Source organism: Hoeflea sp., from assembly GCF_984452065.1.
The window spans coordinates 26,091-49,489 of sequence record NZ_CFHWAF010000012.1; the positions used below are offsets into that span (position 1 = coordinate 26,091).

Annotated in this window: 20 protein-coding genes; 3 read left to right on the top strand and 17 right to left on the bottom strand. The window is 60.9% G+C overall.

Annotated features, from left to right (window positions below; all coding sequences use genetic code 11):
- From recN to pdxR, 10 genes are all read right to left on the bottom strand, one after another.
- The gene (gene recN / locus AC5E6N_RS04235) at window positions 1-1,668 is read right to left on the bottom strand and encodes a DNA repair protein RecN (protein ID WP_491746645.1); all 1,668 of its coding nucleotides are present in this window, start codon (window positions 1,666-1,668) and stop codon (window positions 1-3) included.
- A 19-nt stretch (window positions 1,669-1,687) separates the two neighbouring features.
- Complete coding sequence (locus tag AC5E6N_RS04240) at window positions 1,688-2,557, bottom strand: outer membrane protein assembly factor BamD (protein WP_491746646.1); 870 nt, start codon at window positions 2,555-2,557, stop codon at window positions 1,688-1,690.
- A 275-nt stretch (window positions 2,558-2,832) separates the two neighbouring features.
- Window positions 2,833-3,783 (bottom strand): UDP-3-O-acyl-N-acetylglucosamine deacetylase, encoded by a 951-nt coding sequence (gene lpxC / locus AC5E6N_RS04245; RefSeq protein WP_491746647.1) that lies wholly within the window; start codon window positions 3,781-3,783, stop codon window positions 2,833-2,835.
- A 341-nt stretch (window positions 3,784-4,124) separates the two neighbouring features.
- Entirely contained in the window at window positions 4,125-5,804 is a 1,680-nt protein-coding gene (gene ftsZ, locus AC5E6N_RS04250; RefSeq protein ID WP_491746648.1) for a cell division protein FtsZ, read from the bottom strand.
- Window positions 5,805-5,859: 55 nt separating this feature from the next.
- Complete coding sequence (ftsA, locus tag AC5E6N_RS04255) at window positions 5,860-7,191, bottom strand: cell division protein FtsA (protein WP_491746649.1); 1,332 nt, start codon at window positions 7,189-7,191, stop codon at window positions 5,860-5,862.
- Complete coding sequence (locus AC5E6N_RS04260; protein ID WP_491746650.1) at window positions 7,188-8,120, bottom strand: cell division protein FtsQ/DivIB; 933 nt, start codon at window positions 8,118-8,120, stop codon at window positions 7,188-7,190. The genes ftsA and AC5E6N_RS04260 overlap by 4 nt, the downstream gene beginning before the upstream one ends.
- A complete protein-coding gene (locus AC5E6N_RS04265) occupies window positions 8,108-9,034 on the bottom strand; it encodes a D-alanine--D-alanine ligase (protein WP_491746651.1) in 927 nt (308 codons plus the stop codon). The genes AC5E6N_RS04260 and AC5E6N_RS04265 overlap by 13 nt, the downstream gene beginning before the upstream one ends.
- A gap of 185 nt (window positions 9,035-9,219) precedes the next feature.
- Entirely contained in the window at window positions 9,220-10,227 is a 1,008-nt protein-coding gene (locus AC5E6N_RS04270; protein WP_491746652.1) for a hypothetical protein, read from the bottom strand.
- Between the two features lie 129 nt (window positions 10,228-10,356).
- Window positions 10,357-11,298, bottom strand: a complete 942-nt coding sequence (locus AC5E6N_RS04275; protein WP_491746653.1) for a transglutaminase-like domain-containing protein — start codon at window positions 11,296-11,298, stop codon at window positions 10,357-10,359.
- A 270-nt stretch (window positions 11,299-11,568) separates the two neighbouring features.
- Complete coding sequence (gene pdxR, locus AC5E6N_RS04280; RefSeq protein ID WP_491746654.1) at window positions 11,569-12,969, bottom strand: MocR-like pyridoxine biosynthesis transcription factor PdxR; 1,401 nt, start codon at window positions 12,967-12,969, stop codon at window positions 11,569-11,571.
- 127 nt (window positions 12,970-13,096) lie between these two features.
- Here pdxR and AC5E6N_RS04285 point away from each other — a divergent pair, with 127 nt between their 5' ends.
- Both AC5E6N_RS04285 and AC5E6N_RS04290 read left to right on the top strand, forming a co-directional pair.
- On the top strand, window positions 13,097-13,297 hold the full coding sequence (locus tag AC5E6N_RS04285) for a hypothetical protein (protein WP_491746655.1): 201 nt from the start codon (window positions 13,097-13,099) through the stop codon (window positions 13,295-13,297).
- A 6-nt stretch (window positions 13,298-13,303) separates the two neighbouring features.
- Window positions 13,304-13,846: a GNAT family N-acetyltransferase gene (locus tag AC5E6N_RS04290; RefSeq protein ID WP_491746656.1), complete on the top strand. Its 543-nt coding sequence runs from the start codon at window positions 13,304-13,306 to the stop codon at window positions 13,844-13,846.
- Here AC5E6N_RS04290 and AC5E6N_RS04295 read toward each other — a convergent pair.
- On the bottom strand, window positions 13,843-14,289 hold the full coding sequence (locus AC5E6N_RS04295) for a pyridoxamine 5'-phosphate oxidase family protein (RefSeq protein WP_491746657.1): 447 nt from the start codon (window positions 14,287-14,289) through the stop codon (window positions 13,843-13,845). The two genes, AC5E6N_RS04290 and AC5E6N_RS04295, sit on opposite strands and share 4 nt — an antisense overlap.
- Window positions 14,290-14,300: 11 nt before the next feature.
- Window positions 14,301-16,352 (bottom strand): molybdopterin-dependent oxidoreductase, encoded by a 2,052-nt coding sequence (locus tag AC5E6N_RS04300; RefSeq protein WP_491746658.1) that lies wholly within the window; start codon window positions 16,350-16,352, stop codon window positions 14,301-14,303.
- Window positions 16,353-16,539: 187 nt separating this feature from the next.
- Here AC5E6N_RS04300 and AC5E6N_RS04305 point away from each other — a divergent pair, with 187 nt between their 5' ends.
- The gene (locus AC5E6N_RS04305) at window positions 16,540-16,869 is read left to right on the top strand and encodes a DMT family transporter (RefSeq protein ID WP_491691158.1); all 330 of its coding nucleotides are present in this window, start codon (window positions 16,540-16,542) and stop codon (window positions 16,867-16,869) included.
- A 276-nt stretch (window positions 16,870-17,145) separates the two neighbouring features.
- Here the strand turns inward: AC5E6N_RS04305 and AC5E6N_RS04310 are convergent, their stop codons facing one another.
- The 5 genes from AC5E6N_RS04310 to murG all read right to left on the bottom strand — a co-directional run bounded on the left by AC5E6N_RS04310 (window position 17,146) and on the right by murG (window position 23,257).
- On the bottom strand, window positions 17,146-18,348 hold the full coding sequence (locus AC5E6N_RS04310) for an NAD-dependent formate dehydrogenase (protein WP_491746662.1): 1,203 nt from the start codon (window positions 18,346-18,348) through the stop codon (window positions 17,146-17,148).
- Window positions 18,349-18,546: 198 nt separating this feature from the next.
- Window positions 18,547-19,485, bottom strand: coding sequence for a LysR family transcriptional regulator (locus tag AC5E6N_RS04315; protein WP_491746659.1), 939 nt, complete (start codon window positions 19,483-19,485; stop codon window positions 18,547-18,549).
- 276 nt (window positions 19,486-19,761) lie between these two features.
- A complete protein-coding gene (murB, locus tag AC5E6N_RS04320; RefSeq protein ID WP_491746663.1) occupies window positions 19,762-20,697 on the bottom strand; it encodes a UDP-N-acetylmuramate dehydrogenase in 936 nt (311 codons plus the stop codon).
- Between the two features lie 26 nt (window positions 20,698-20,723).
- Complete coding sequence (gene murC / locus AC5E6N_RS04325) at window positions 20,724-22,139, bottom strand: UDP-N-acetylmuramate--L-alanine ligase (RefSeq protein ID WP_491746660.1); 1,416 nt, start codon at window positions 22,137-22,139, stop codon at window positions 20,724-20,726.
- On the bottom strand, window positions 22,136-23,257 hold the full coding sequence (murG, locus tag AC5E6N_RS04330; RefSeq protein WP_491746661.1) for an undecaprenyldiphospho-muramoylpentapeptide beta-N-acetylglucosaminyltransferase: 1,122 nt from the start codon (window positions 23,255-23,257) through the stop codon (window positions 22,136-22,138). The genes murC and murG overlap by 4 nt, the downstream gene beginning before the upstream one ends.
- Window positions 23,258-23,399: the final 142 nt, after the last annotated feature.

Sequence of the window (23,399 nt, forward strand, 5' to 3'; positions counted from 1 at the left end):
CTAGCCGTTTTCGGACAACAGCCGCCCGGCCGCCGCGCGCGCTTCATCGGTTACGGACGCGCCGGCCAGCATGCGCGCGATTTCCTCCTGCCGCGTGTCGCTGTCCATCATGCTGACACGGGTGGTGACGGCATCGCCGCTTTCCATCCCCTTGGCGATCAGCATGTGTGTGCTCGCCCGCGCCGCAACCTGTGGCGCATGGGTGACCGACAGGACCTGCACATCGCCTGAGAGCCGCTTGAGCCTTTTGCCGATCGCATCGGCTACGGCCCCGCCGACACCGGTGTCAATTTCGTCAAATACCAGGGTCGGCGCCGACCCTCGATCGGCCAGCGCGACCTTGAGTGCGAGAAGGAAGCGGGAAAGCTCACCGCCCGAAGCCACTTTGAGGATGGGGCCGGGCCGGGTTCCGGGATTGGTCCGCACATGAAACGCCACCTGATCGATGCCGTCGGGCCCGCCCTCGGCGGCATCGCTCTGGATCTGAACGATGAATTCGGCGCGTTCGAGTTTCAGCGCCGGCAACTCGTCCATGACGGCCTTGGCAAGAACATCCGCAGCCTTGTGACGGTCTTCGGAAAGGGCGAGCGCCGCCCGGTCGTAGGATTGTCTGGCTTCTTCGGTCTCCGCATCCAGTTCCGCCATGCGCTCCTCGCCGGCATCCAGATCCGCAAGCGCACTGACCATGCGTTCGGCCAGCGCCGGCAGTTCCGACACCGGAACACTGTATTTGCGCGATGCGGCCCGAAGCGCAAACAGCCGCTCCTCGCAGGCTTCCAACTCCCTCGGGTCGAACTCGGCAGCCCGGATCGCCGCTTCCGTCGCCGTCTGCGCGTCCGAGAGCTGATGAACCGCGGCATCCAGATTGGCGATAATCTCGTCCAATAAACCCGGTGCCTCGGCCGATTTGCGTTCCAGACGGCGCAGCAGAGAGCTGATCACCGGTACCGGCGATCCCTGGCCTGAAAGAATGTCGTTCGTTTCATTGATGTCGGCGGCGATCTTTTCCGCCTTCATCATCAGCGCGCGCTTTTCCGCCAATTCGTCCTCTTCCCCGTCCACCGGCGACAGGGCTTCCAGTTCATCGACCGAATCGCGCAGATAGTCGGCCTCCCGCGCCGCCTCCTCGACCTTCCTGCGGTGATTGTCCGCATCCCGAACGCACGCACGCCAGCGGGCAAATTTCGACGAGACGTCGAGGGCTGCCGCCTGCAGGCCGCCAAACGCGTCAAGCAGCCTGCGATGGGCGTCGGGTTCGACCAGCGCCCGGTCATCATGCTGGCCGTGGATTTCGACAAGAAGGCGGCCCGCTTCGCGCATCAGCGCAACGCTGGCCGGCTGATCGTTGATGAAGACCTTGGTGCGCCCGTCGGCGTTCTGCGTCCGCCGAAAGATCAGATCACCGTCATCATCGAGGCCGTTTTCACGAAGAAGGGTGCGAACCGGATGATCGGCAACGACATCGAACACCGCGGTGACCTGCCCGCGCTCGGCCCCCTGCCGCACAAGCCCGCCGTCGCCCCGCGCACCCAGCGCCAGCGAAAGACTGTCGAGAAGGATCGACTTGCCCGCCCCCGTCTCGCCGGTCAAAACCGAAAGTCCCCTCTCGAAGCCGAGATCGAGCCGTTCGATCAGAACGATATCCCGGATCGAAAGGTGCGAGAGCATGGCTTTCTCTGGACTTGCTCTAGCTCTGCGAGCCGAGCAATCTGGATCCGGCGCGCGTTATCCAGGAACCCCTGTTTTCCCGCGGTTCAAGTCCCTCGGTCTGCAGGAGCTTGTAGGAATCGGCATACCATTCGCTGTCCGGGAAATTGTGGCCGAGAACGGCCGCCGCGGCCTGCGCGTCCTGCGTCAGGCCCATGGCAAAATAGACCTCGACGAGCCTCGCCAATGCTTCCTCGACCTGACGGGTGTTCGGATAGGATTCGACCACCGTGCGGAACCTGTTGACGGCCGCCGCATACTCTTTGCGTTCCTGATAGTAGCGGCCGATCTGCATTTCCTTGCCGGCGAGTTGATCGCGTGCAAACCGGAGCTTGACCTCCGAATCGGCCACATATTCCGATTCCGGATAGCGCTGGATGATCTCGGAGAATGCCGCGATGGCACGCCGTGCGGTACGCTGATCGCGGGTCACCTGGGGAATCTGCCGGTAGTAGGACAGGCCGATCAGATAATACGCATAGGCCGTGTCCTCGGAATTCGGATAAAGGCTGATATAGCGCCGCGCCGAATTGATCGAGTCGGAATATTGACCCATGCGGTAATTGGCGAAGGAGTTCATGACCATCGCCTTACGGGCATATTCGGAATAGGGGTGCTGCTTGTCGATCGCCTCGAACTTCCGCGAGGCTTCCTTCATCTTGCCGGCCTTGATGTTCGCCAGCGCCTGATTGTAGAGCACATCCGCCGGCTCCGTATCGATATCGAGCACGGTGATGTCGATATCCCGGTCGCTTTGGCAGGCGGCCAGCGTTACAAGGCTGCCGATCATGGCTGCAGCGATCAGGCTGCGCGATCCCCGTCCGAGTGGATAAAGTCCCCGTTTCAGCATCCTGGCTCTCACCCCAAATTCACAACGACAGTATCGCCCGTTGCGCCTTGTTCCCGACCATCAGGCGGGCTGTCCGGCCGCCTCCGGAACCGCGCACGCTGTCATAGCGCCAAATGCACGATGACCGCAACGTCATGGCCACGGTTTGGTACAATTTTATGGCACGGCGCTGCAGCTTTCCAGACCTCGCCGCATGCGAACATGACAATTGGGTGAACGTGTGCGCCGCCTGGAGCAGGTCCGGCTCAGATCACCGAATTTGACTGAGAACCGCTCTACGTCCAGGGAGCGAACATCGGTCCGCTGACGGCAACGAGCTCACCGCCCCGCGGCTTCTCGCGCGGCTGCGAGGTCTCGACAACCTCATAGGCGCTTGCGTCATTCAGCAGCGCCCTGAGCGCCAGCGAGTTGAGCTTGTGTCCGCCCCGGTATGAGCGATAGCAGCCAATGAACTTCGCACCGGCCAGAGCCAGGTCGCCAACCGCATCGAGGGTCTTGTGGCGCACGAACTCGTTGTCGAAGCGCAGGCCCTCAATATTGATCACGCAATCGTCGTCGCCGATCACCACCGAATTCTCCAGCGAGGACCCGAGTGCGTGGCCCGACGCCCACAGGAATTCGACGTCGCGCATGAAACCGAATGTGCGGGCCCTGGCAAGCTCCTTGCGGAACCTGTCGGCGGTGATGTCGCCCTTCCAGGACTGCCGGCCGATCAGCTTGCAGTCGAAGTCGATGTCGATCTCGAAACGCGTCCCCTCATAGGGAACGAACTCCGCCCAGGAGGCGCCGGCCTCGATCCGCACGGGCTTTACGACGCGAAGATAGCGGCGCTTCGAGCTCAGTATATCCACACCGGCGCGGTCCAGTGCCTCAATGAAGACGATGGAACTGCCATCCATGATCGGCACTTCCGCGCCGTCGATTTCAACGATGATGTTGTCGACCTCCATGGCATAGAACGCCGCCATGAGATGCTCGACCGTAGCAACGCTCGCACCGCCCGCGTCACCCAGCACGGTGCAAAGATCCGTTGCGGCGACCTGCGAGGCGACCGCCCGGATGAGATGTGTTTCGCCATTGTCGAAAATGCGCTTGAAAACGATGCCGGTATCGGCTTCCGCCGGCTTGAACGTTATCGAGACCTTCGAACCGCTATGCACCCCGACCCCCGAGAGCGTAGCTTCGTTCAGAACCGTTGTCTGATAGCCAAAATAATTAATACTCATACATTCAAGCCTGATATCTTCAGCCAAGATTATCCGAAGGCCTGAGCCCTTAACGCCGCCGTTAAGACCACGTTTTATCTCATCTTTTTCGGATAATCTTATTGTCCCGACCAAATCCCCACAGCTGAAAGATACGTGCCGTCCATAGACAAACCAAATCACGGTTTTTTACGGCTTGTAACGGCCGGATTATTAAATATCTTTAAAGGCTTAGGAGATTTAACAGTCGTTAACGAACCGTTAGCAAACGGGTGTATTTCATTTGCCCGGACGCAACCGGGGCAAATCACTCGGATTCGCCCCGGGAAATTGCACCGAAGTGAGTCGCAGGCTTTGGCGGCTCACATGGCCTGCCGGCGCAGGAAGGCCGGAATTTCCAGTTGATCGTCTTCAGACTGAGCCTGAGCCGATGGCTGGGCGCGGCCCTGATCGTCGAGAGCGCCCTTGCGTGGGGCATACATGCTTGCCTCGGCCGACAATCGACGGCGCTGGTTCGACGCTGCCGGAGCAGCAGCCATCGGATCGACGGCCTCTTCATCTTCCCGGCGGCCGAGACTGTGCGAGATGCGCTTCAGCAGGCCCATCGGCCCGCGCTCGTCATTGCTTGCGGCCGGACGCTGCTGCTGATCGACTTCCGCCTGCACGACCGGCGGGAAGTCCTCGATCCGCGGCATCTTGGGCGCCGGCTCCTGCTGTTGCGCCGGCTCGGCGGCTGCCTGCACGACCGGCGCCGGCTGTGCCGGTGCCTGAGGGGCGGCTTGCGGTGTCGCGCGGCTTTGGACAGCCGGCTTGGATGCATCAGGCTGCGCGAAGAGCTTGCTTTGCGGATGGAATTCCTCGCGCTCCACCCCCGCCTGCGCCGGAACGGCGATAGCAAGTTCCTTTTCCAGCTCGGCATCGGCGAGCTTGATCGTGGACTCGACCTGATCGGCAGGCAGCGCTGCCTGGCTGGCAGGCTGCGGCGGCGCCTGGGCAGCAGGCCGCTCGGCCGGCTGGCTGACCGCCGGTTTGGCGGTTGCCGTGATCTGCGTCGGGGTCGCCTCTTCGGCTCCCGTTTCACGGTCGATGCCCGTCGCGACAACCGAGACGCGGATCAGGCCTTCAAGATCCTCGTCGAACGTCGCGCCGAGGATGATATTGGCATCCGTGTCGACTTCTTCGCGGATCCGGGTCGCCGCCTCGTCGACCTCGAACAGGGTCATGTCGCGGCCGCCGGTGATCGAGATCAGAAGCCCCTGCGCGCCCTTCATCGACGTTTCGTCGAGGAGCGGGTTGGAGATCGCCGCTTCGGCGGCAGCCATCGCCCTGGCCTCGCCTGAGGCCTCGCCCGTGCCCATCATCGCCTTGCCCATCTCGCGCATGACCGAACGCACATCGGCAAAGTCCAGATTGATCAGGCCTTCCTTGACCATCAGGTCGGTGATGCAGGCAACGCCTGAGTAAAGCACCTGGTCCGCCATTCCGAAAGCATCGGCGAACGTCGTTTTGTCATTGGCAATGCGGAAAAGGTTCTGGTTCGGAATGACGATCAGCGTATCGACCGCATTCTGAAGCTCCAGAATACCATCTTCGGCAATGCGCATACGGCGCTGGCCTTCGAAATGGAACGGCTTGGTCACCACCCCGACGGTCAGGATGCCGCGCTCGCGGGCCGCTTCGGCGACGACCGGCGCTGCCCCGGTTCCCGTGCCGCCGCCCATGCCGGCGGTGACGAAACACATATGCGTGCCGTTCAGATGATCGTTGATCTCGTCGATGCACTCACGCGCCGCCGCGCAGCCGACTTCCGGTTGCGATCCGGCCCCGAGACCTTCGGTGACCGCGACACCCATCTGAATGACCCGGTCCGCCTTGGTCATCGTCAGCGCCTGGGCGTCGGTGTTGGCGACCACGAAGTCAACCCCCTGGAGCCCGGCATTGATCATGTTGTTGACAGCATTGCCGCCGCCGCCGCCGACACCGAAAACGGTGATCCGCGGCTTAAGCTCGGTGATATCCGGCTTCTGCAAGTTGATAGTCATGGTACCTCGTTCCCTTCTTAACCTTCGGCCGCCTGCCGCGTCGGCCAACTCAATTTCAAAAGCTCTCTTTCAGCCACTGTCCCACGCGGGCAAAGCGTCCACCCCCGCCGATTGCCCTGTAAATGCCGGCCCGATCGGCGCCGCGGCTCTCCAACGCGGCGATCTGCGGATAGATCATCAGGCCCACAGCGGTGGAAAATGCCGGTCCCTTTGCCGCCGCCGGCAATCCGGCGACGCCAAGAGGCCGGCCGATGCGCACGTTCCGGGCAAGGATCCGCCGCGCGGCATCCGCTATGCCGGTCAGCTGGCTTGCGCCGCCCGTCAGTACGATGCGCCGCCCGACCAGCGACGCATAGCCGGACCGCTGAATGCGGTCACGGATCATTTCCAGTGTCTCTTCCACCCTCGCCCGGACGATGCGTCCGATCAGCGCCTTCGGCATCTGTGCCGGCAATTCGCTATCCCCGTCGCCGATCGACGGAACGGATATCGTGTCGTTTTCGTCACCGCTCATCGGCAAGGCCGATCCGTGGACGACCTTCAGCCTCTCCGCGTCTTCAAGCCGAGTCGAAAGTCCGCGTGCCAGGTCCATGGTGACGTGATGTCCGCCGAGCGCAATGGCATCCGCGTTCACCATCCGGCCCTCCGTGAAGACGGAAATCGTCGTCGTGCCGCCACCCATATCGATACACGCACAGCCGATCTCGGCTTCGTCGTCGACAAGCGCGGAAAGTCCGCTTGCATAGGGCGTTGCGACCATCGCCTCAACCGTCAGGTGAGCCCGGTTCACGCAAAGCTCCAGATTGCGCAGCGGCGCCTGCTCGGCTGTCAGCACGTGCATATTGACGCCCAGACGGTCGCCATACATGCCGCGCGCATCGCGTATGCCGCGTTCGCCGTCCAGACTGAAACCGGTCGGCAGCGAATGCAGGATCGCCCGGTCCGGATTGTCGATCTGCGCCGCTGCCGCCGAAAGCACCTTGCGCAGGTCCGAACGCTCGACCTCATGGCCGCCGAGATCGATTTCCGCGGAGTAATGATCGCTGTGAAGCCGTCCGGCGGAGACGTTGACGATCAGCGATTCCACTTGCAGTCCGGCACGCTTCTCGGCCGTGTGGACGGCCATCCGCACGGAGCTTTCCACGGCATCGAGATCGGCGATGACGCCGGCCTTCACCCCGCGCGACTTGTGATGCCCGACACCGATGATCTCGACGTCATGGGTGCGTCCGGGCAGCAATCGCGATTCCTCGCGCGGCTCCAGCCGGCCGATCAGGCAGACAACCTTCGTCGAGCCGATATCAAGGACCGTGACGACACTGGGCCGTTTCGCCGGAAGCGCTCTGAGACAGGGAACCGAAAAGGAGGCTGAACGGAAGACGTTCATGAATTGCGCCCCTTCTTCAGCAACCGCTCGCGCGCTTCCAGGGCATTTTGCCGGCGCGACACCGCGCCCTCGGTCAATCCGATGGTCACGCGGTCATCCAGCCTGAGATCGACGGAGCGGATATCGCGGGCAAGCAGGTCCTGCTCGATATCCATCCGCCGCAGCTTTGCCAGAGCGGACTGCGTGCCTTCCTCGGGCAGTTGCACAGTCACGCCGTTGTCCAGCCGGATGTCCCAACGCCTGTCCGCAACCCTGATATGGGCGCGGATGCGGTCTTTCAGTTCAGGCCAGCTGTCGAGCACGAGATCAAAATCGCCTGCATTCGCTTCAGCGCCAAGGCCGACATAGAGCGGAAGCTGCATGAACCGTTCGCCGGCAAGCGGTCCGATCACATTGCCGCCGCGATCGATGATCGACAGTTCCCGGCCATGCTGCCAGATGGCGAACGCGCGCCGCTCGGCAAGCTTGATTTCGATGACATCCGGATATTCCTTGCGGACATCCGCGTCGAGGACCCAGGGCAATGCCATGATCGCTTTCCTTGCGGAAGCGACGTCGAGTGTGATGAGTGAGGTATGTCCGTCGAGCCCCAGCTGCTGGATCACATCGATCGGCGACGTCTCGACATTTCCGGATACGTTGATGCCGTCAATGGCGAATCCCGCCGCGGACGTTGTGCTCTCGGCGAGGGCGCGAAGGTGTCCGCCCTCCACAACGCCGTAAAGGCCGGTCATGGCAAACAGCGCGGCAGCGGCCATGGTTCCGGTATGCGGCGGGATAACGATGTGGCCGTCGATCAGGCCGGCAAACAGGCGCATCGGCCGCCTCAGGATGCGCGGCAGGACAACGGAAGCCTCCGCCGCGCCGCCGTCAAAGCGGTCTGCAGCTGCCTGCCGTTTCTTAACCCACCTGTTCTTCAACGCATACAAGAAGCGTCCTCCACCATCCAGGTCAGCAGTTCGCCAAAACTGTACCCGGCGAGTTCCGCGAGTTCGGGCACCAAGGATGTCGGAGTCATGCCGGGCTGCGTATTCACCTCCAACCAGATCAACTCGCCGTCTTCGGAAAAACGGTCGTCATATCTGAAATCGGAACGGCTTACGCCGCGACACCCGAGAGCTTGGTGCGCCATCACAGACAGTTTCTGTATCCTTTGGTAAATATTTGGTAAAATTCTCGCCGGATACTCGTGTTTTGAACCGCCTTTCACATATTTTGATTCATAATCGTAGAAGCTTTGGCCGACCGGGAAAATTTCGGTGACGCCGAGGGCCTCGTCACCCATCACCGCGCAGGTCAGTTCACGCCCGTGAACGAATCGCTCGACCATGACATGGTCGCCATAGGGCCAGTCGTCGGAGCCCAGGCTTTGCGGCGGATGCGGATGATCTTCCATGACGATGACCACGCCGAAACTGGACCCTTCGGAGACCGGCTTGACGACATAGGGCGGATCCATCGGATGGATGAGTTCGATTTCCAGACGGTGCATCACCCGTTCATCGGCGACCGGGATGCCGACGGAGGCGGCAATCCGCTTGGCCTGCTGCTTGTGCATGGCAAGCGCCGAGGCCATCACACCGGAATGGGTGTAGGGAATTTCCAGATATTCGAGAATGCCCTGGATCGTGCCGTCCTCACCGAATGGCCCGTGCAGGGCGTTGAAAGCCACATCCGGCCGCAATTCGCTGAGGACGGATGCAACGTCACGCCCGACATCGACCCGTGTCACTCGGTAACCAGCTTCCTCCAGCGCATCCGCGCAGGCCCCGCCCGAGGAGAGGCTGACGGGCCGTTCCGACGAGAACCCGCCCATCAGCATGGCTACGTGTTTCTTGTCCATCGCTGTCCCCTGGCCCTGGTTGCCGTCCCGTATTTGACTTGAGTCGCGCCTCTACCGCCCGATCTGTACGGGATGAAATCGACTCAAATACGGAAAACTCCAAGGCCAGTAGAATCAGAGAGTTGCGCCCTTCGCAACAGATTTTACTGCAAAGGGCGATTTTTCAGCTGGTTTGACCGGACAGGTCAGTCGACGGCCGGCACAGATCCCAGCCAACGATGCAGCTTCGGCATTCCCGGTGCTGTGTTCACTTCACGCGCATGGAGACTTTGCGGTGCACCGAACCGGAATTTCAGGCCGGCATAAATGCCCTGATCCAAGAGGCTGTCGGTGCGGCCTGTGGTGCTTTGCTCATTTACCTGAGTCCCCTCGTATGAAACAAACACCGTAGCGGCCCTGTTTTGGCTGGACAGCATGGCAAGCGGGTGCTCGAGGACGATCTCCCAGGCCCACATATCCGTGGGGTTCGACGGAGTGTCGTCCTCATCCTGCGTGCCGTCGGCATAGGCAACGCTTCCTTCGAGCATGGTCTCACCGTTGTTGAAGAAAACCTGCCCGATAGCCCGAATGAAAAATGCGTCGCTGAGCGTCTCCATGTTGCCGCTGTCGGCGTGGGTATCGAAGTAACCGGCTTGAAACGCAACCGACACGCGTTCGTTGAGGTAGCGGGCTTGACCACCTGCCAACCACTGCGTCACGTCATGATCCGCCGAGATTTCATGGAAGAACGTCTCACCGGCGCCGGCAAAGGCGCCGATCAGAAAATTGTCTTGTGAGAACGCGAGATGGCCGCCGCCGGTGTAGCCGCCGGAATAGGTATCGTCGGCGGGCACGCCGTTTACGTCGTCATTGTCAAACGCACCCTCACCGTCGAATTCCAATTGAACCAACCAATCATTGAAAACCGGCGCCGCGAACATCGCCCCACCGCCAGCAAGTGGAAAATCCTCGATTTCGTCGGGCGGGCCCGCGGATGAATTGATCGCATCGCCTCCGCGCCACAGATAGCCGCCCCAGGCATTGACCTCAAAGACAGCGGCGAAGTCACGAGACGGAAGCCCTGCGGGATCGGCCGCCTGCACTGAGACCGCAGAGATCCCGAACAGGCACATTGCTGCGATCGAAACCGAACGTAAAGGCCCCGCAGCGACATTGCCGTTCGCTCGAGCGCTCGTCTTCATGACGATATTCATTGTCACCCCCATCATGGCAAACCTTGTTTTTGGCTACCAAATAGGAAGGTTTCATACAATAAAATGGCACTTCAAAATTCCGTTACGTGACCAATACATCACATATACTTCTTCGAGCGCCTCGCTCCGTCAGACGTTATTCGCCGTCGCCGATCCGATCTGCGGGACCGTCATCCGGCGCAGGGTCGGGAGTTTGATGGTCCAGCCCCGCCCCGCGGCGCGATCATCATTCGCGGCGCGGGCGTCAAAAGGGTTTGCCCAGGGATAGCGCGCGACACGCGCCCGTGCCTCCCACGGGGATTGCGGAACATCGTCGAACGCGCCCGCAAGCAGGTCAAGCTCCTCATAAGCCTTTACCGAGACGGCCCTGTTGCGGCTGAATTCGACGGCCGGTCCCCAATAGTCCGACGGCAGCGCTTCCACGCCGCAAAGGGCCGCGACGTCCTTGAAGAGGTTCACGGCCGGCAGCCATGCGCCACGCGCGCGATTGTGATAGCGGCCGCAATTGGCCGCCTTGATGTTGCCTGAGCGGATGGCAAGCCAGAGCTGACTTGCGGACAGGAACCGGTCGCGCGGCACGTCGTGAACGGCGAACCCGATGCCAAGGGCCTGTCTTGCGCGACAGCCCAGTTGCGCATCGAGCAGCCGCCACTCATCGCCCGTCCGGTACTCACAGAGCCAGTGGTCTTCCCAATGATCCACCCGAAAATAGTTGGCAAATCCGACCCTGACCCGGGCCTCGATGCCGTTCGACCGCAGGACACTTGTCGCGATCAGCGCAAAATCCCTGGAGGTCACGTTGAGATATGCCGGTATGTCCCGCCGCGCCAGAAGCGTACGACGGTCGCGGGCAAACGCCGCGCCGAGCAGCCGTTCCACGGTTCTCAACGCGCGATCAGAATCGGCATAACGCGGGTTTGCCTCGGACAGGAGGCGCGCGACGTCGTGGTGGATCATGAAGTTTTCAAAAACATCGGCAAGGTCCCGCGGCGTCGACGGCAATTCGTCAAGCCGGTGCCGAAACGAACCGGGATTGGACCAGGCCGTATGAGTTGCATAACTGATTTCCATAAAATTCCGCCCTTAAACCCGTGTTACCCGAACTCGAAATGCTTACGCAGTTCAGCAATGCGGTCACTGCAGCCACGAATTGGGGGCAGATTGAGACAGGAGGGATCAAAATGAGCGGTACCGCGTTAACGAAAATTGTGAGGAAAACCCGGAACGGGACGCGCCGCGACCCCGAAAGCCCGCTCACTCAGTACACTTTCCGTAAAGTCAAATTTTGCAACGCACCGCATATCCACAGGACATCACCAGCCCGGACCACAGACAAGCCGTTTACCCTTGGTTGCCGCAAAAACGCTCAACAAGCGGCACGAGCGTATCGGCCCCCGCCTCGAGCTCCTGCGGCGTGAACGCGCAAAACCCGAGAACGAGCCCTTTTCGCACCGGCGCCCCTGCATAAAAATCGGACAAGGGCGCAACCGATAGCCCTTTTTCCCTTGCAGCATGCGACAGAGCGACGTCGTCGCAGTGCTTCGGCAGTCCGACAACGAACTGCATGCCGGCCTGATGGTCCTCGATCGTCACCGACGGCCCCAGCCGCCCTGAAAGCAGATCGATCAGGACGCGCCGGCGCTCCGAATAGACACGCCTGACGCGCCTCAGATGACGGTAGAATTCACCATCCTCGAAGAACACCGCCAGCGCCCGCTGCGGCATGATCGAGGCCTTGCCGCCGAAACGATGGAGGGTCCGAGTGAAACGCTCGATCAGAACTTCAGGTATTACAAGATATCCAATGCGCAAGTTGTTGGAAAATATCTTGGAAAAGCTCCCGGCATATATCGTTCGATCCTCCTGATCGAACCCGGCGAGCGCCGGGATGGGGCGTCCGGCATAGCGGAACTCGCTGTCGTAATCGTCCTCTATGATCCAGGAGCCGGCCTGCGTGGACCACTGCAGGAAAGCAAGGCGGCGCGCCTGTGTCATCGCTCCGCCAAGCGGATATTGCTGCGATGGTGTCAGCACAACGAGCTCCGGCTTGCGGGGGCCGTCCGATGGCGGCAGTTCAGCTCCCTCCTGATCCACCGGCAACCACAGCGATTGCATGCCGAGGCTGACGACAAAGTTGCGGATCTGGGGATAACCGGGATCTTCCAGCCCGATCCAGTCGCCGCGGCGTGCCAGCGTGCGAATGCACAGTTCCAGCGCATCGCCCGATCCGGCGGTAACCAGCACCTGCTCCGGAACGGCGTTCACGCCCCGCCATTGCAGGACGTGTCCACACACCGCTTCCCGCAGTCGCCGGTCGCCGAAAGCATCGTCCGGCGTCACCAGGGCCTCGGCTTCGTTGCGGGCAACGCGCGCCACACATCGCGCCCATTGCCGATAGGGGAAATGCCGCATATCGGGCACACCGGGGTCGAACGGCCGCGGTCCGCGCCGCTTTTGCCCGCTTGACGCCGCCTTGACGGGCTTCTGCCTGCCCGCGAACTCCACCTCTCCCATATGACAGACCGCAAAACCGGCCCCCTGCCGGCCCTCGATATAGCCTTCGGCGACCAACTGGTCATAGGCCGTGACGACGGTCGATCGGGAAACGCCCAGTTCCACGGCCAGCGCCCGGGTCGGAGGCAAATGGCCGCTTGCCTCGAACGCGCCTTCAACAATGCGGGCGCGAAGTCCTTCATAGACCTGCTGGAAGATCGGTGTGCTGATCGAGCGATCGACCGTCACCGACGCTGAAGATCCGGACCCGGTTGTGATTGGTTTGTTCATTTTGCGGACTATTGGAGTTTTTTTACAGCTCAATTCTCGCATAAACAGGACACCCGATACAAGCCGTCCACGCGAAGACCGAGATATGGCCGCAAACCCATTGTACGAAGAGATCTTCCCGCGCGCGCTGTCGGGCGCCAGGGTCGATGTGCCGCCCCCGGCGCTGGCGCCGCCGCGCCTGACGATTTCGGGCGGGCACGTCACGCTTGAGCCGCTGGATCCGGACCGTCACGCAAAGGAGTTGTTCGAAGCCGGCCACAGCGACGAAGAAGCCCTGCGCATCTAGGACTATATGCGATACGGCCCCTGGCCGGATCTCGGGTCCTACAGGACGGCCTTACGGCAACAATCCGCGAGCCTCGACACGATCTTTTACGCAATCCGGCCGCATGAAGCAGCCAAGGTCTGTGGTCAGGCAAGCTTTCTGGATATTCATCCGCAGGACGGCGTGATCGAGATCGGTCATATCTGGTTCTCGCCGCAACTGCGCCGCACCCGTGCCGCGACCGAGGCGCTCTTCCTGCTTTTGTGCCAGGCCATGGATGATCTCGGCTATCGCCGCATGCAATGGCGCTGCAACGCGCTCAACGAGAACCCGCGCAACGCCGCGCGCCGACTCGGCTTCCGGTTCGAGGGCATCTGCCACAACAATCTGATCTTCAAGGGAATGAACCGCGATACCGCGTGGTACTCGATCCTGGACGACGAATGGCCAGAGGTTCGCGAACTGATCGCGACCTGGCTCAGCCCGGACAATTTCGACCCATCCGGCACAGCGAAAAGCTCGCTCAGCCAGGCCATGAAGCAACGCCAACCCGGCCCACGGCCGGTCTAAAGCGCGTTCAGCTTGTCGAGATTTGCGGCTTTCAGAGCGGCTTGCGTGTGGCCGACATCATAGGCCGGCGACAGGATCACTTCGGCATCGCTGATCGAAATCGAGACAAATGCCGTCATCAGCGGCAGATAGTCCCCCCAAACGCTGTCAAAGGCGGCCAGCATCGCGGCGCTGGCCTTCGATTTCGAGATGATCGAGCCGGTGCCGGTCACACGCAGCGCCTTCCGGGTCAGAACATCGATAAAGCACACTTCGACCGCCGGATGCCTGCGAAGATTGGCAAGCGTGCCCGGAGACCGTAAATTACCGAAGGCGAGCGTCTGATCGTCGATGATCACAAAGGTCGCCTTGGGTGAGACCGACGGTGTTCCGTCTTCGTTGACGGTGGCCACCATTCCGGCGGAATGGTTCCGTATCAGTTCCCTCATGTCATCGGTCAGCATCACCGCCACCCCTACGCCAGCCGCCGGATATCGACAAAGGTCTCATTGTAGCAGGCGCCATCCTCGATATCGGTCCGGATATGCGACGGGATCAGGGCATTCACCGTGTTTCCGGTCGCGCTTGTCTTCAGCCATGTGCCCTTGGGGCTGTAAAGGACACCAGATCTCACCGTATCAGTGACAACCAGTTCGAGCGTGACCTCCCCGCGCGCATTATAAACCATGACCTGCTCGCCGGATTTCAATCCCCGAGCGGCCGCATCGCGCGGATGCATCTCGACGATTTCCGGCCCGTCGGACGCCGCACACCCGCCAAACGTCGCATTGGTCCTCTTGTCCGAAGAGGGCGATATGAGAACGAGCGGAAGATCCCGCTCAATCGTCTCATAGCGGGGCACACCGTAGCCGAAGCGTTCCTCAAGATCTTTGGAGAAGAGTTCGATGCGCCCGGAGGCCGTGGCCGGGAGCACCGTCTTGCACATGACCGGCTCCGATCCGTCCTCGGCCGCCATGGCGAGCGCCCGGTCGAGCGGGATCGTGCCGGGCGAAAAACCCTGAAGACGCTTATCGGAACCATCAAACGCCGCATCCATCAACGTCACGTCGTCCTCCCTGAACATCGGATCGTCAAATCCGAACCGGGCCGCAAGCCTGCGGAAGATTTCCGTGTTCGGCAGGCTTTCGCCGACGCGGGAAATGACCGGCGCCGCGCGTTGGACGTAGTTCTGACCATAGGCGCCGTAGACGTCGTCGAACTCGAAATGGCTTGCGGCCGGAAGGATGACATCGGCAAACGCCATGCTGTCAGTCATCACCACATCGCAACCGGCGATAAACAGATCCTCCCTGTGCAACGCCTTGATCAGCGTCTTCTGATCCGGGTGTGTGCAGACCGGATTGTGGTTGTAGATCATCGTCGCCATGACCGGCGGATCAAGCGCATCGTCCAGCAGCTTTTGCGCCACATCCACGATGTTGAAGGTACGGGTTCCCTCCGGCACGAGATCGGGACGCTGGAGCCTGTCCGTCGTTTTCGGAGCAGCGAGCCCGGGTTTTGCGATAACGCCGGCGCCCGGCCGGCCGTGATTGCCGGTCAGCGCCTGCAGGGCCATGCCGGCGCGCAGGCCCGAGCCGCCGCTGCGGCCGCGTTCAATGCCGTTGCCGAAGGACGCGGCGACATTCTCGGCACCCGCATAAAGCTCGACGAACGTCATGAACGTTTCCGCCGGCAGCCCGCATATCTCCTCGACGTCGCTGACGCCGTAGCGGCGCGCCTGTTCCATATAGGCGTCGAAACCGACGGTCCATTGATCGATAAAGGCAAGGTCGAGAGCCCCTCGCCGCTCCAGTTCCGCCGCCGCCGCCATGGCGAAAACCACGTCGCTGCCCGGCTTGATCTGCACAAAGAGATCGGCCCTTTCGGCAATCTTCGTCCGCTTGGGATCGATAACAATGAGGCGCACGCCGTTTTTGCCGGCATCTTTGAGAACCCGCATCATATGGAGATTGGATACCGTGACGTTGTTTCCCCATATGACGACGAGATCGGACCGGCGGGCCTGTTCCGGCGGCATGCCGGGAGCCGCGCCGTAAAGGCTGGTATAGGCCGTTCCGCGAACCGCACCGCAAAGCGGTCCGCGGTTCAACAGCGTCGCGCCGAGCTTGTGGAAGAAGCGCCGGTCCATCGAGCCGCCCGCCAGTTCGCCATGCGGTCCGGCATAGTTGAACGGCATGACCGATTGCGGACCGTATTGCGCGATCGCCCGGCTGAAGGCATCGTGAACAAGGTCCAGCGCCGCGTCCCATGAGACCGGTTCAAAGCGCCCCTGCCCGCGTGCGCCGACACGCCGCAGCGGCTGTGTCAGGCGGCCGGGACCGTGCACGAATTCGGGGTAAGAGCGGGCGACCTTGTTGCAGATCACCCCATCGGTAAATGCATTGACCTTTGAGCCGTGAATGGCGGCAATCCGGCCCGCCTCGACCGAGACCGACAGGGAGCACGTGTCCGGACAGTCCAGTGGACAAACGCTCGGCTTCACGGCATCTCGGACCAACTCGCTCATCTTCAATCTCCCGCCTGCGGCCGGCATGCCGCCGGGCAAATATCGAAAGCAGACATTAATCGGCGAACGGTCCAGAAAAAACGGCCATTACCGGAATATCCAGACATACCAATCGCTGCTAGACTGACTGAAGTTCTGAAACCGGGACCGCCGCGGGCGGCCTTAATGATTGTGGCAAGAGGTGCAGATGAACTGGGTATTCCTTTTTATAGCGATCGTCGGAGAAGTGATCGGCACATCGGCGTTGAAGGCATCCGAGAGCTTCACCCGCCTCGGGCCGTCCCTGATCACGGCGCTGGGTTTTGCCGTTGCATTCTATTTTCTGTCTCTGGCGCTGCGGACCATCCCCGTTGGCGTCGCCTACGCCGTCTGGTCCGGCGCCGGCATCGTCATCATATCCATCATCGGCTATGTCGTATTCCAGCAATCACTTGATCTTCCGGCGATTATCGGCATCGGTCTGATCCTGGCCGGCGTTCTGGTGCTCAACACGCTGTCGCAGTCGTCGACGCACTAGCGAGACGAGGTCAGGTTTGGTCATTTGACCGCGGCGATTTGGTCTCTGGCCAGGCGGGTCGCGCGCCGTGGTGCTATCCCACCACAAGCGCGAGCCAACGACGCCAGTAGCCAAAATCGCCCGGCCCATTCACCTTTGTGTTTCAACATCTTCTTTCCTTTGCAGGGTGGGGAAAATCGGCCCATCGTTCGCCCGATGCACATCACGCCGCGCGACGCGCCTTACCGAGCGACCTGATTTGGATCATCAAATGGTTCAATATGGTCGCCCGATACTCTAGGCGGCGGAATACTCCGCAGCCACTTCAGACCCGCCGGTTGCATTGCCTTCGCTGTAGGACTTAGCGCCTACACCGGCCAGCTTTCCGCCGTTTACGATCAGGTATTCGTCGCGGATCGGACGGCCGTCACACCAGCATTCGAGAATTTCTCGCACGCCGGCCGCATACCGCGCCTGAGCAGAAAGCGACGTGCCGGATATGTGCGGTGTCATGCCGTGGTTGGGCATGGTGCGCCATGGATGATCCCGCTCCGGCGGCTGCGGGAACCAGACATCGCCTGCATAACCGGCCAGATGACCGCTTTCGAGGGCATCGACAATAGCCTGGCGATCGCAGATTTTTCCACGCGCCGTGTTGACGATATAGCTGCCGCGTTTCATCTTCGACAGCATGTCGGCATTGAAGAGATGCTCCGTTTCGGGATGCAGCGGGCAATTGATTGTTACGACATCGCACACGCTGACCATGTCTTCGACAGATTCATGCCAAGTCAGATTGAGTTCCTTCTCGACATCCAGGGGAAGCCGGTGGCGATCAAAGTAATGCAAATGCACCTCAAACGGTTTCAGCCGCTTAAGCACAGCCAGACCGATCCGACCGGCGGCGACGGTGCCGACATGCATGCCTTCGAGATCATAAGATCGCGAGATGCAATCGGCGATGTTCCAGCCTCCCTTGGTGGCCCAGTTGTAGGAAGGTATATAGTTGCGAACCAGGCTGAGGATCTGCATGACCACGTGTTCAGACACGCTTATTGAGTTTGAAAACGTGACCTCGGCGACGGTCACATCATGTTTGATCGCAGCTTCAAGATCCACATGATCCGATCCAATACCTGCCGTAATAGCCAGCTTCAAGTTCGGTGCCTTCTGCATTCTTTCCGCCGTAATGTAAGCTGGCCAGAAGGGCTGCGAGATGACGATCTCGGCGTCAACAAGCTCTCTTTCGAGAACCGAATCGGGACCATCCTTGCTGGTGGTGACCACAAGCGAGTGGCCGTTGGATTCAAGATAGTTGCGCAGGCCAAGTTCGCCGCTAACGCTGCCCAGCAATTCACCCGGCTTGAAGTCGGTGGCTCTGGGAGTCGGGGCCGTCTGGCCGTCAGGATAGGACTTGATCTCGGGAATCGTGTCACGCGCATAGGATTGCGGGTAACCGTCCTCCGGATCGTCGTACAGAACACATACCACTTTTGCCATATTCGATTTCTCCACTTGAAAGACACAACGACCCGAGCCGCCCGCGTCAGGGGACACAGGCGTCAAACCGGCTGGGTGTCGGTTGGCTTGCAGGTTAGTCGGCAACGTTCGGGCGCCCGCCCAATCTCATTTTCGGGAGCCTAAATCGCTGATGGGCCCGATATTTCACAGCGGTGCCGGGCGGTCCAATTGAATGTATCAGGAGCCTGATAAATTATTTTTATCAGGCGGAAGCTCAAACCGGGCCAGTGTCGCTGCCAGATCGGATTTCAAGATGGCAGAAAATAGCGCATGGGTCATCTTTGCCATGGGCCGCCGGTCGGGCACGACGAGGCCGATGGCTTGCGACTTTGCGTTGTCAGCGATCTCGCGAAGTTCGAAATGACCTTCAAGTCCATAAAGGCCGGTCAGTGTGCTGGGAATGATACTGACCCAGCCCCCACGCAGCAGGTGTGCTAGGATGGTAAGATAGGAGTTCGCCGCGACACGCGGGGTCAATTTTACACCGTTTCGCTCAGCCGCCTGGTCAAGAATCCGCCGGTTTTGCATCTGCGGCCCCAGAAGACAAAGCGGCTCCTGTTCCAATTGTTTCCAGGTCAATGGTTTGTCATCGGTAAAATACCCAGTTCTGGAGATTGCAACATATTGCTCTTTGTAAAGGGGTATGTAGTTGATGCGCTGAAGTGGTTCGTTGTCGAGGTAAGTCAATCCCCCGTGCAGCTCCAGGCTGTCCAGTCCGGATTGAATCTGGCGGGAACTCATGGATTCAATTTCTATCTTCGCGAAAGGATGAACGCCAAAAAATAATTCCGTAAGGTGCCCCGTTATAGGCATCGCGGCGGGGATAACACCAATGTGCAGGCTCCCCGTCAGGTCTTCAGCCTTGTTCGACATATCATGCTTCAGACTCTCAAAGTCCGAAACGATCCGCTGCGCCCAGGCAAGGACTCGTTTGCCTTCCGGCGTCAGCCCGACAAAATGACGGTCCCTTTCGACCAGCCGGAACCCAAAATCGTCCTCCAACTTGCGCAGTGCCGAAGACAGCGTCGGTTGAGTGACATTGCACAGATCCGCGGCGCGCGCGAAATGTTCCTGACGAGCCAGCGTAATGAAGTAGTGAAGATGGCGGATAAGCATCCTGACGTCCTTCCCGGTGGTGACTTACCGATACCCGCCCAGTCACGCGGACAGGTCCCCGGTCGCGTCAGATTAATAATGATTTCAGCAACAAATCCACCACACGGGAGAAGCAACTGGCCTGACAAGGCCGGTGAAATTGCCGCCAGACATTAGTTTCAGCTTATCCGTGTATCGAGCCATTCCGGCTCAACCGTCACCGCCATCCACAATGGAATATAAGACCCCGCAGCACAGACATGCCATTATCTGTTCTGCTGTCTGTAAAGCTCACGGCTAAAGCATCCGGCCGAGAAACTCCTGAACCATCTGGCCCTCGCGGAATATTCCCAGACGCTTGATTTCCCATTCCAGCCTGATGCCGGAATGTTCGAGCACGCGCGCTCTCACCGTTTCGCCGAGGGTTTCCAGATCATAGGCCGTCGCATTGCCGGTGTTGATCATGAAATTGCAGTGCATCGGAGACATCTGCGCCGCGCCGACCATCATGCCGCGGCATCCGGCGGCGTCGATTTCCTTCCAGGCCGACGTGCCCGGCGGGTTCTTGAAGGTCGATCCCCCGGTCTTCTCGCGGATCGGCTGCACGGCCTCGCGATGATGCTGGACCTCGTCCATGGCGGTCTTGATCGCGTCGCTGTCCTCCCGGTAGCCCTCCAGGACCGCATGGGTGAAGATCAGATCGCCCGGCGCGCTGCTGTGGCGGTAATCATAGCCCATCTCTTCATTGCTCAGGACGTGTTTTTCGCCGCGGCGGTCAAGGGCATGAACCTCCACGACGCGCGCGCGCGTCTCCGTGCCGTTGGCCCCGGCATTCATGCGCAAGGCGCCACCCAGCCCGCCCGGAATTCCGTGATAGAAATGGAAACCGCCTATGCCGGCCAGATGCGCTGCCGCCGCAAGCCGCTTGTCGAGGCACGCGGCCCCGGCTTCGATGCGTATGTCGGAAACCTGCCTGATTTCGCCGAACCCCCTGGCTGACAGCCTGACCACGACACCGGGCACACCGCCGTCGCGGACAAGCAGGTTGGAGCCGACACCCACCACCAGAAGCGGCACGTCCTCCGGCAGTCTTTTCAAAAACGCCTGCAGGTCGTCCGCATCGGCCGGCTGGACCATGACGTCCGCGGGACCGCCGACCCTGAACCAGGTCACGCCGGCCATGGGAGCGTTCGCCGTCGCCTTTCCTTTGAGGCCCTCAAAGACCTCCGGCATCGTCTCCAGAAGGTTTGTCCGATCGCTCATGATCCGTTTCCGTCAAGCGCTTCGAGCTGGGTCGAGAGCGAACCGGCCCAGCCGGTTATGCTGCCGGCCCCGAGACACACCACAAAATCGTCCTTTTGCGCCACCGACGCTACGGTCGACGCCAATTCCTCCGGACCGGTGAGCGTTCGGGCATCCCTGTGTCCGCCGGCCCGTATCCGGTGCACAAGCTCCTCGGAACTGGCGCCATCGATCGGATCCTCTCCGGCGGAAAAAACCGGCGCGATAACAACGATGTCCGCATCGTTGAAACAGGCCGCGAACTCATCGAACAGGCTTGCGAGCCTGGTATAGCGGTGCGGCTGCGCCACCGCGATCACGCGGCCGGAACAGGCATCGCGGGCGGCCGACAGGACCGACCGGATTTCGACGGGGTGATGGGCGTAGTCGTCAAACACATCCACCCCTTTCCAGCTTCCCACATGGGTAAAGCGCCGCTTCACGCCGCCGAACGCCGCAAGTCCTTTGGCGATCGCTTCCGGACCAAGACCGAGCTCATGGGCCACGGCAATGGCCGCCGTCGCGTTGGAGACGTTGTAGCGCCCCGGCATGGGCAGGCGCAGATCGTCGAGGTGCGTGATTTCCCCGGTTTTCCGGTGCCGGATGGCGATATCGAACAGGGAGGTCGCGCCCTCCATGCGATGATTGGAGAAGCGAATGTCCGCCTGAGGATTCTCGCCATAGGTGACGACCCGCCGGTCGTCGATGCGCCCGACCAGAGCCTGAACCTCCGGATGGTCGACACACATGACGCCAAATCCGTAAAACGGCACGTTCTCGACAAACTGCGCGAAGGCCTCGCGAACGGTGTCGAACGTGCCGTAGTGATCGAGATGCTCCGGATCGATATTGGTGACAACGGCGACGTCGGCCGGCAGTTTCAGGAAAGTGCCGTCCGATTCATCGGCCTCCACGACCATCCAATCCCCGCTGCCCATATGGGCATTGGTGCCGTAGGCGTTGATAATCCCGCCATTGATCACCGTCGGATCAAGTCCGCCGGCATCGAGCAGGGCAGCCACCATCGATGTGGTTGTCGTCTTCCCGTGCGTCCCGCCGATCGCCACGGCATTTCTGAACCGCATGAGTTCCGCCAGCATTTCGGCACGCCGAACGATCGGAATGCCCCGCTCGCGGGCGACAATCAGTTCGGGATTGTCCTTGCGAATGGCCGTGGAAACCACCAGCACCTCCGCTTCACCCAGATTGTCCGCCGCATGGCCGACCGATACGGCAATCCCCTTGCCGCGCAGTCTTTGAACATTGGCGTTATCGGATATGTCGGAACCCTGAACGCTGTGCCCCAGATTGTGCAGCATTTCGGCAATACCGCTCATGCCGATGCCGCCGATACCGACGAAATGGACAAGGCCGATATTCTGCGGCATTTTCATTGCTGCGCGCTCCGTTTCTGCTGAGGGGACCTGCCACCCGCAATATCTTCTACAAGGTCCCCAAGCAAGCTGGCGGCGTCCGGCTTGCCCGCTGATTTTGCCCGTTTCGCCATCTCCTCCAGAAGATGCGGCTGCTCCATGAATGCCGTCAGCAGCGATGCCAGTTTCTCGGCGGAAAGCTCGGACTGCCGGATCACCTGCGCACCGCCCTTTTCCTGCAGCGCCGCCGCATTCGCCGCCTGATCGTGGTCGAGGGCGTGAGGAAACGGTACCAGAATGGACGGCCGCCCGATAACCGAAAGCTCCGACACCGTCGATGCGCCCGACCGGCTGATCACCAGATGCGCCTGCGCGATACGGCCCGCCATATCGTTGAAAAACGGAGAAATCTCGGCGTTGACCAGATTGTCCTCGCAAAACCGTTCGACGGTTCCGCGATCCTCCGGCCGGGCCTGCTGTGTCACACGCAACCGGTTCCTCAACGCCTCCGGCACACGCACCAGCGCTTCGGGCAGGATTTGCGAGAAGAAACGAGCGCCCTGGCTGCCACCGAAAACCAGCAGGTGAAAAGCCTCTTCACTCGTCGGCGCCTTGTAGGCTTTTTCCGCGGCTTTCAGGACATCCGGCCTCACCGGATTGCCGGTCGCAACGATCTTGTCTGCGAAGGAGCCTTCACCCTCCGGCAGGAAACCGCCGGCAATGACATCGACACGCGGCGCCAGGAACCGGTTGGCCCGGCCCATGACCGCATTCTGTTCATGAATGACGCTCGCAATACGGCGGCGGCTGGCCGCCATGAGCGGCGGCAGGGTCGGATAACCACCGAACCCGACGACGGCGGCAGGTCTGAGCCGTGAAAGCAGGCGGCCGGACCGGCGCAGGCCGCGAAACAGCCTGAACCCGGTTTTTGCCAGGGCAACCGGGTTCTTGGACGTGATTGTCGCCGAAGGAATGATATGGATGTCATCGGCGGGAAACGCTCCCGAAAACCGCTCCGCCCGCTTGTCCGTGGCAAGATGAACGGCAAAGCCCCGGGCGCGCAATTCATGCCCCAGGGCCTCGGCCGGGAACAGATGTCCGCCGGTCCCTCCGGCGCACAGGAGGATGGTGGCGGCCATCGGCTAGAGCAAATCTGGTTTAAATTGGATCATTTGACCGCGGCGATTTTGGTCACTGACAAGGCGGGCTGCGCGCCGTGGTGTATCCCCACCACAAGCGCGAGCCAACGCAGTCAGAGGGCAAAATCGCCCGGCCCGTTCA

Bases quoted from the DNA above. Each gene is read 5' to 3' on its own strand.
- AC5E6N_RS04315 (WP_491746659.1), bottom strand. From the start codon at position 19,485: ATGCTTATCCGCCATCTTCACTACTTCATTACGCTGGCTCGTCAGGAA.
- AC5E6N_RS04275 (WP_491746653.1), bottom strand. From the start codon at position 11,298: ATGGAAATCAGTTATGCAACTCATACGGCCTGGTCCAATCCCGGTTCG.
- murG (WP_491746661.1), bottom strand. From the start codon at position 23,257: ATGGCCGCCACCATCCTCCTGTGCGCCGGAGGGACCGGCGGACATCTG.
- AC5E6N_RS04290 (WP_491746656.1), top strand. From the start codon at position 13,304: ATGCGATACGGCCCCTGGCCGGATCTCGGGTCCTACAGGACGGCCTTA.
- murB (WP_491746663.1), bottom strand. From the start codon at position 20,697: ATGCCGGAGGTCTTTGAGGGCCTCAAAGGAAAGGCGACGGCGAACGCT.
- AC5E6N_RS04305 (WP_491691158.1), top strand. From the start codon at position 16,540: ATGAACTGGGTATTCCTTTTTATAGCGATCGTCGGAGAAGTGATCGGC.
- AC5E6N_RS04270 (WP_491746652.1), bottom strand. From the start codon at position 10,227: ATGAATATCGTCATGAAGACGAGCGCTCGAGCGAACGGCAATGTCGCT.
- AC5E6N_RS04295 (WP_491746657.1), bottom strand. From the start codon at position 14,289: ATGCTGACCGATGACATGAGGGAACTGATACGGAACCATTCCGCCGGA.
- AC5E6N_RS04240 (WP_491746646.1), bottom strand. From the start codon at position 2,557: ATGCTGAAACGGGGACTTTATCCACTCGGACGGGGATCGCGCAGCCTG.
- murC (WP_491746660.1), bottom strand. From the start codon at position 22,139: ATGAAAATGCCGCAGAATATCGGCCTTGTCCATTTCGTCGGTATCGGC.
- lpxC (WP_491746647.1), bottom strand. From the start codon at position 3,783: ATGAGTATTAATTATTTTGGCTATCAGACAACGGTTCTGAACGAAGCT.
- recN (WP_491746645.1), bottom strand. From the start codon at position 1,668: ATGCTCTCGCACCTTTCGATCCGGGATATCGTTCTGATCGAACGGCTC.
- AC5E6N_RS04310 (WP_491746662.1), bottom strand. From the start codon at position 18,348: ATGGCAAAAGTGGTATGTGTTCTGTACGACGATCCGGAGGACGGTTAC.
- AC5E6N_RS04300 (WP_491746658.1), bottom strand. From the start codon at position 16,352: ATGAGCGAGTTGGTCCGAGATGCCGTGAAGCCGAGCGTTTGTCCACTG.
- AC5E6N_RS04265 (WP_491746651.1), bottom strand. From the start codon at position 9,034: ATGGACAAGAAACACGTAGCCATGCTGATGGGCGGGTTCTCGTCGGAA.
- ftsZ (WP_491746648.1), bottom strand. From the start codon at position 5,804: ATGACTATCAACTTGCAGAAGCCGGATATCACCGAGCTTAAGCCGCGG.
- ftsA (WP_491746649.1), bottom strand. From the start codon at position 7,191: ATGAACGTCTTCCGTTCAGCCTCCTTTTCGGTTCCCTGTCTCAGAGCG.
- AC5E6N_RS04285 (WP_491746655.1), top strand. From the start codon at position 13,097: ATGGCCGCAAACCCATTGTACGAAGAGATCTTCCCGCGCGCGCTGTCG.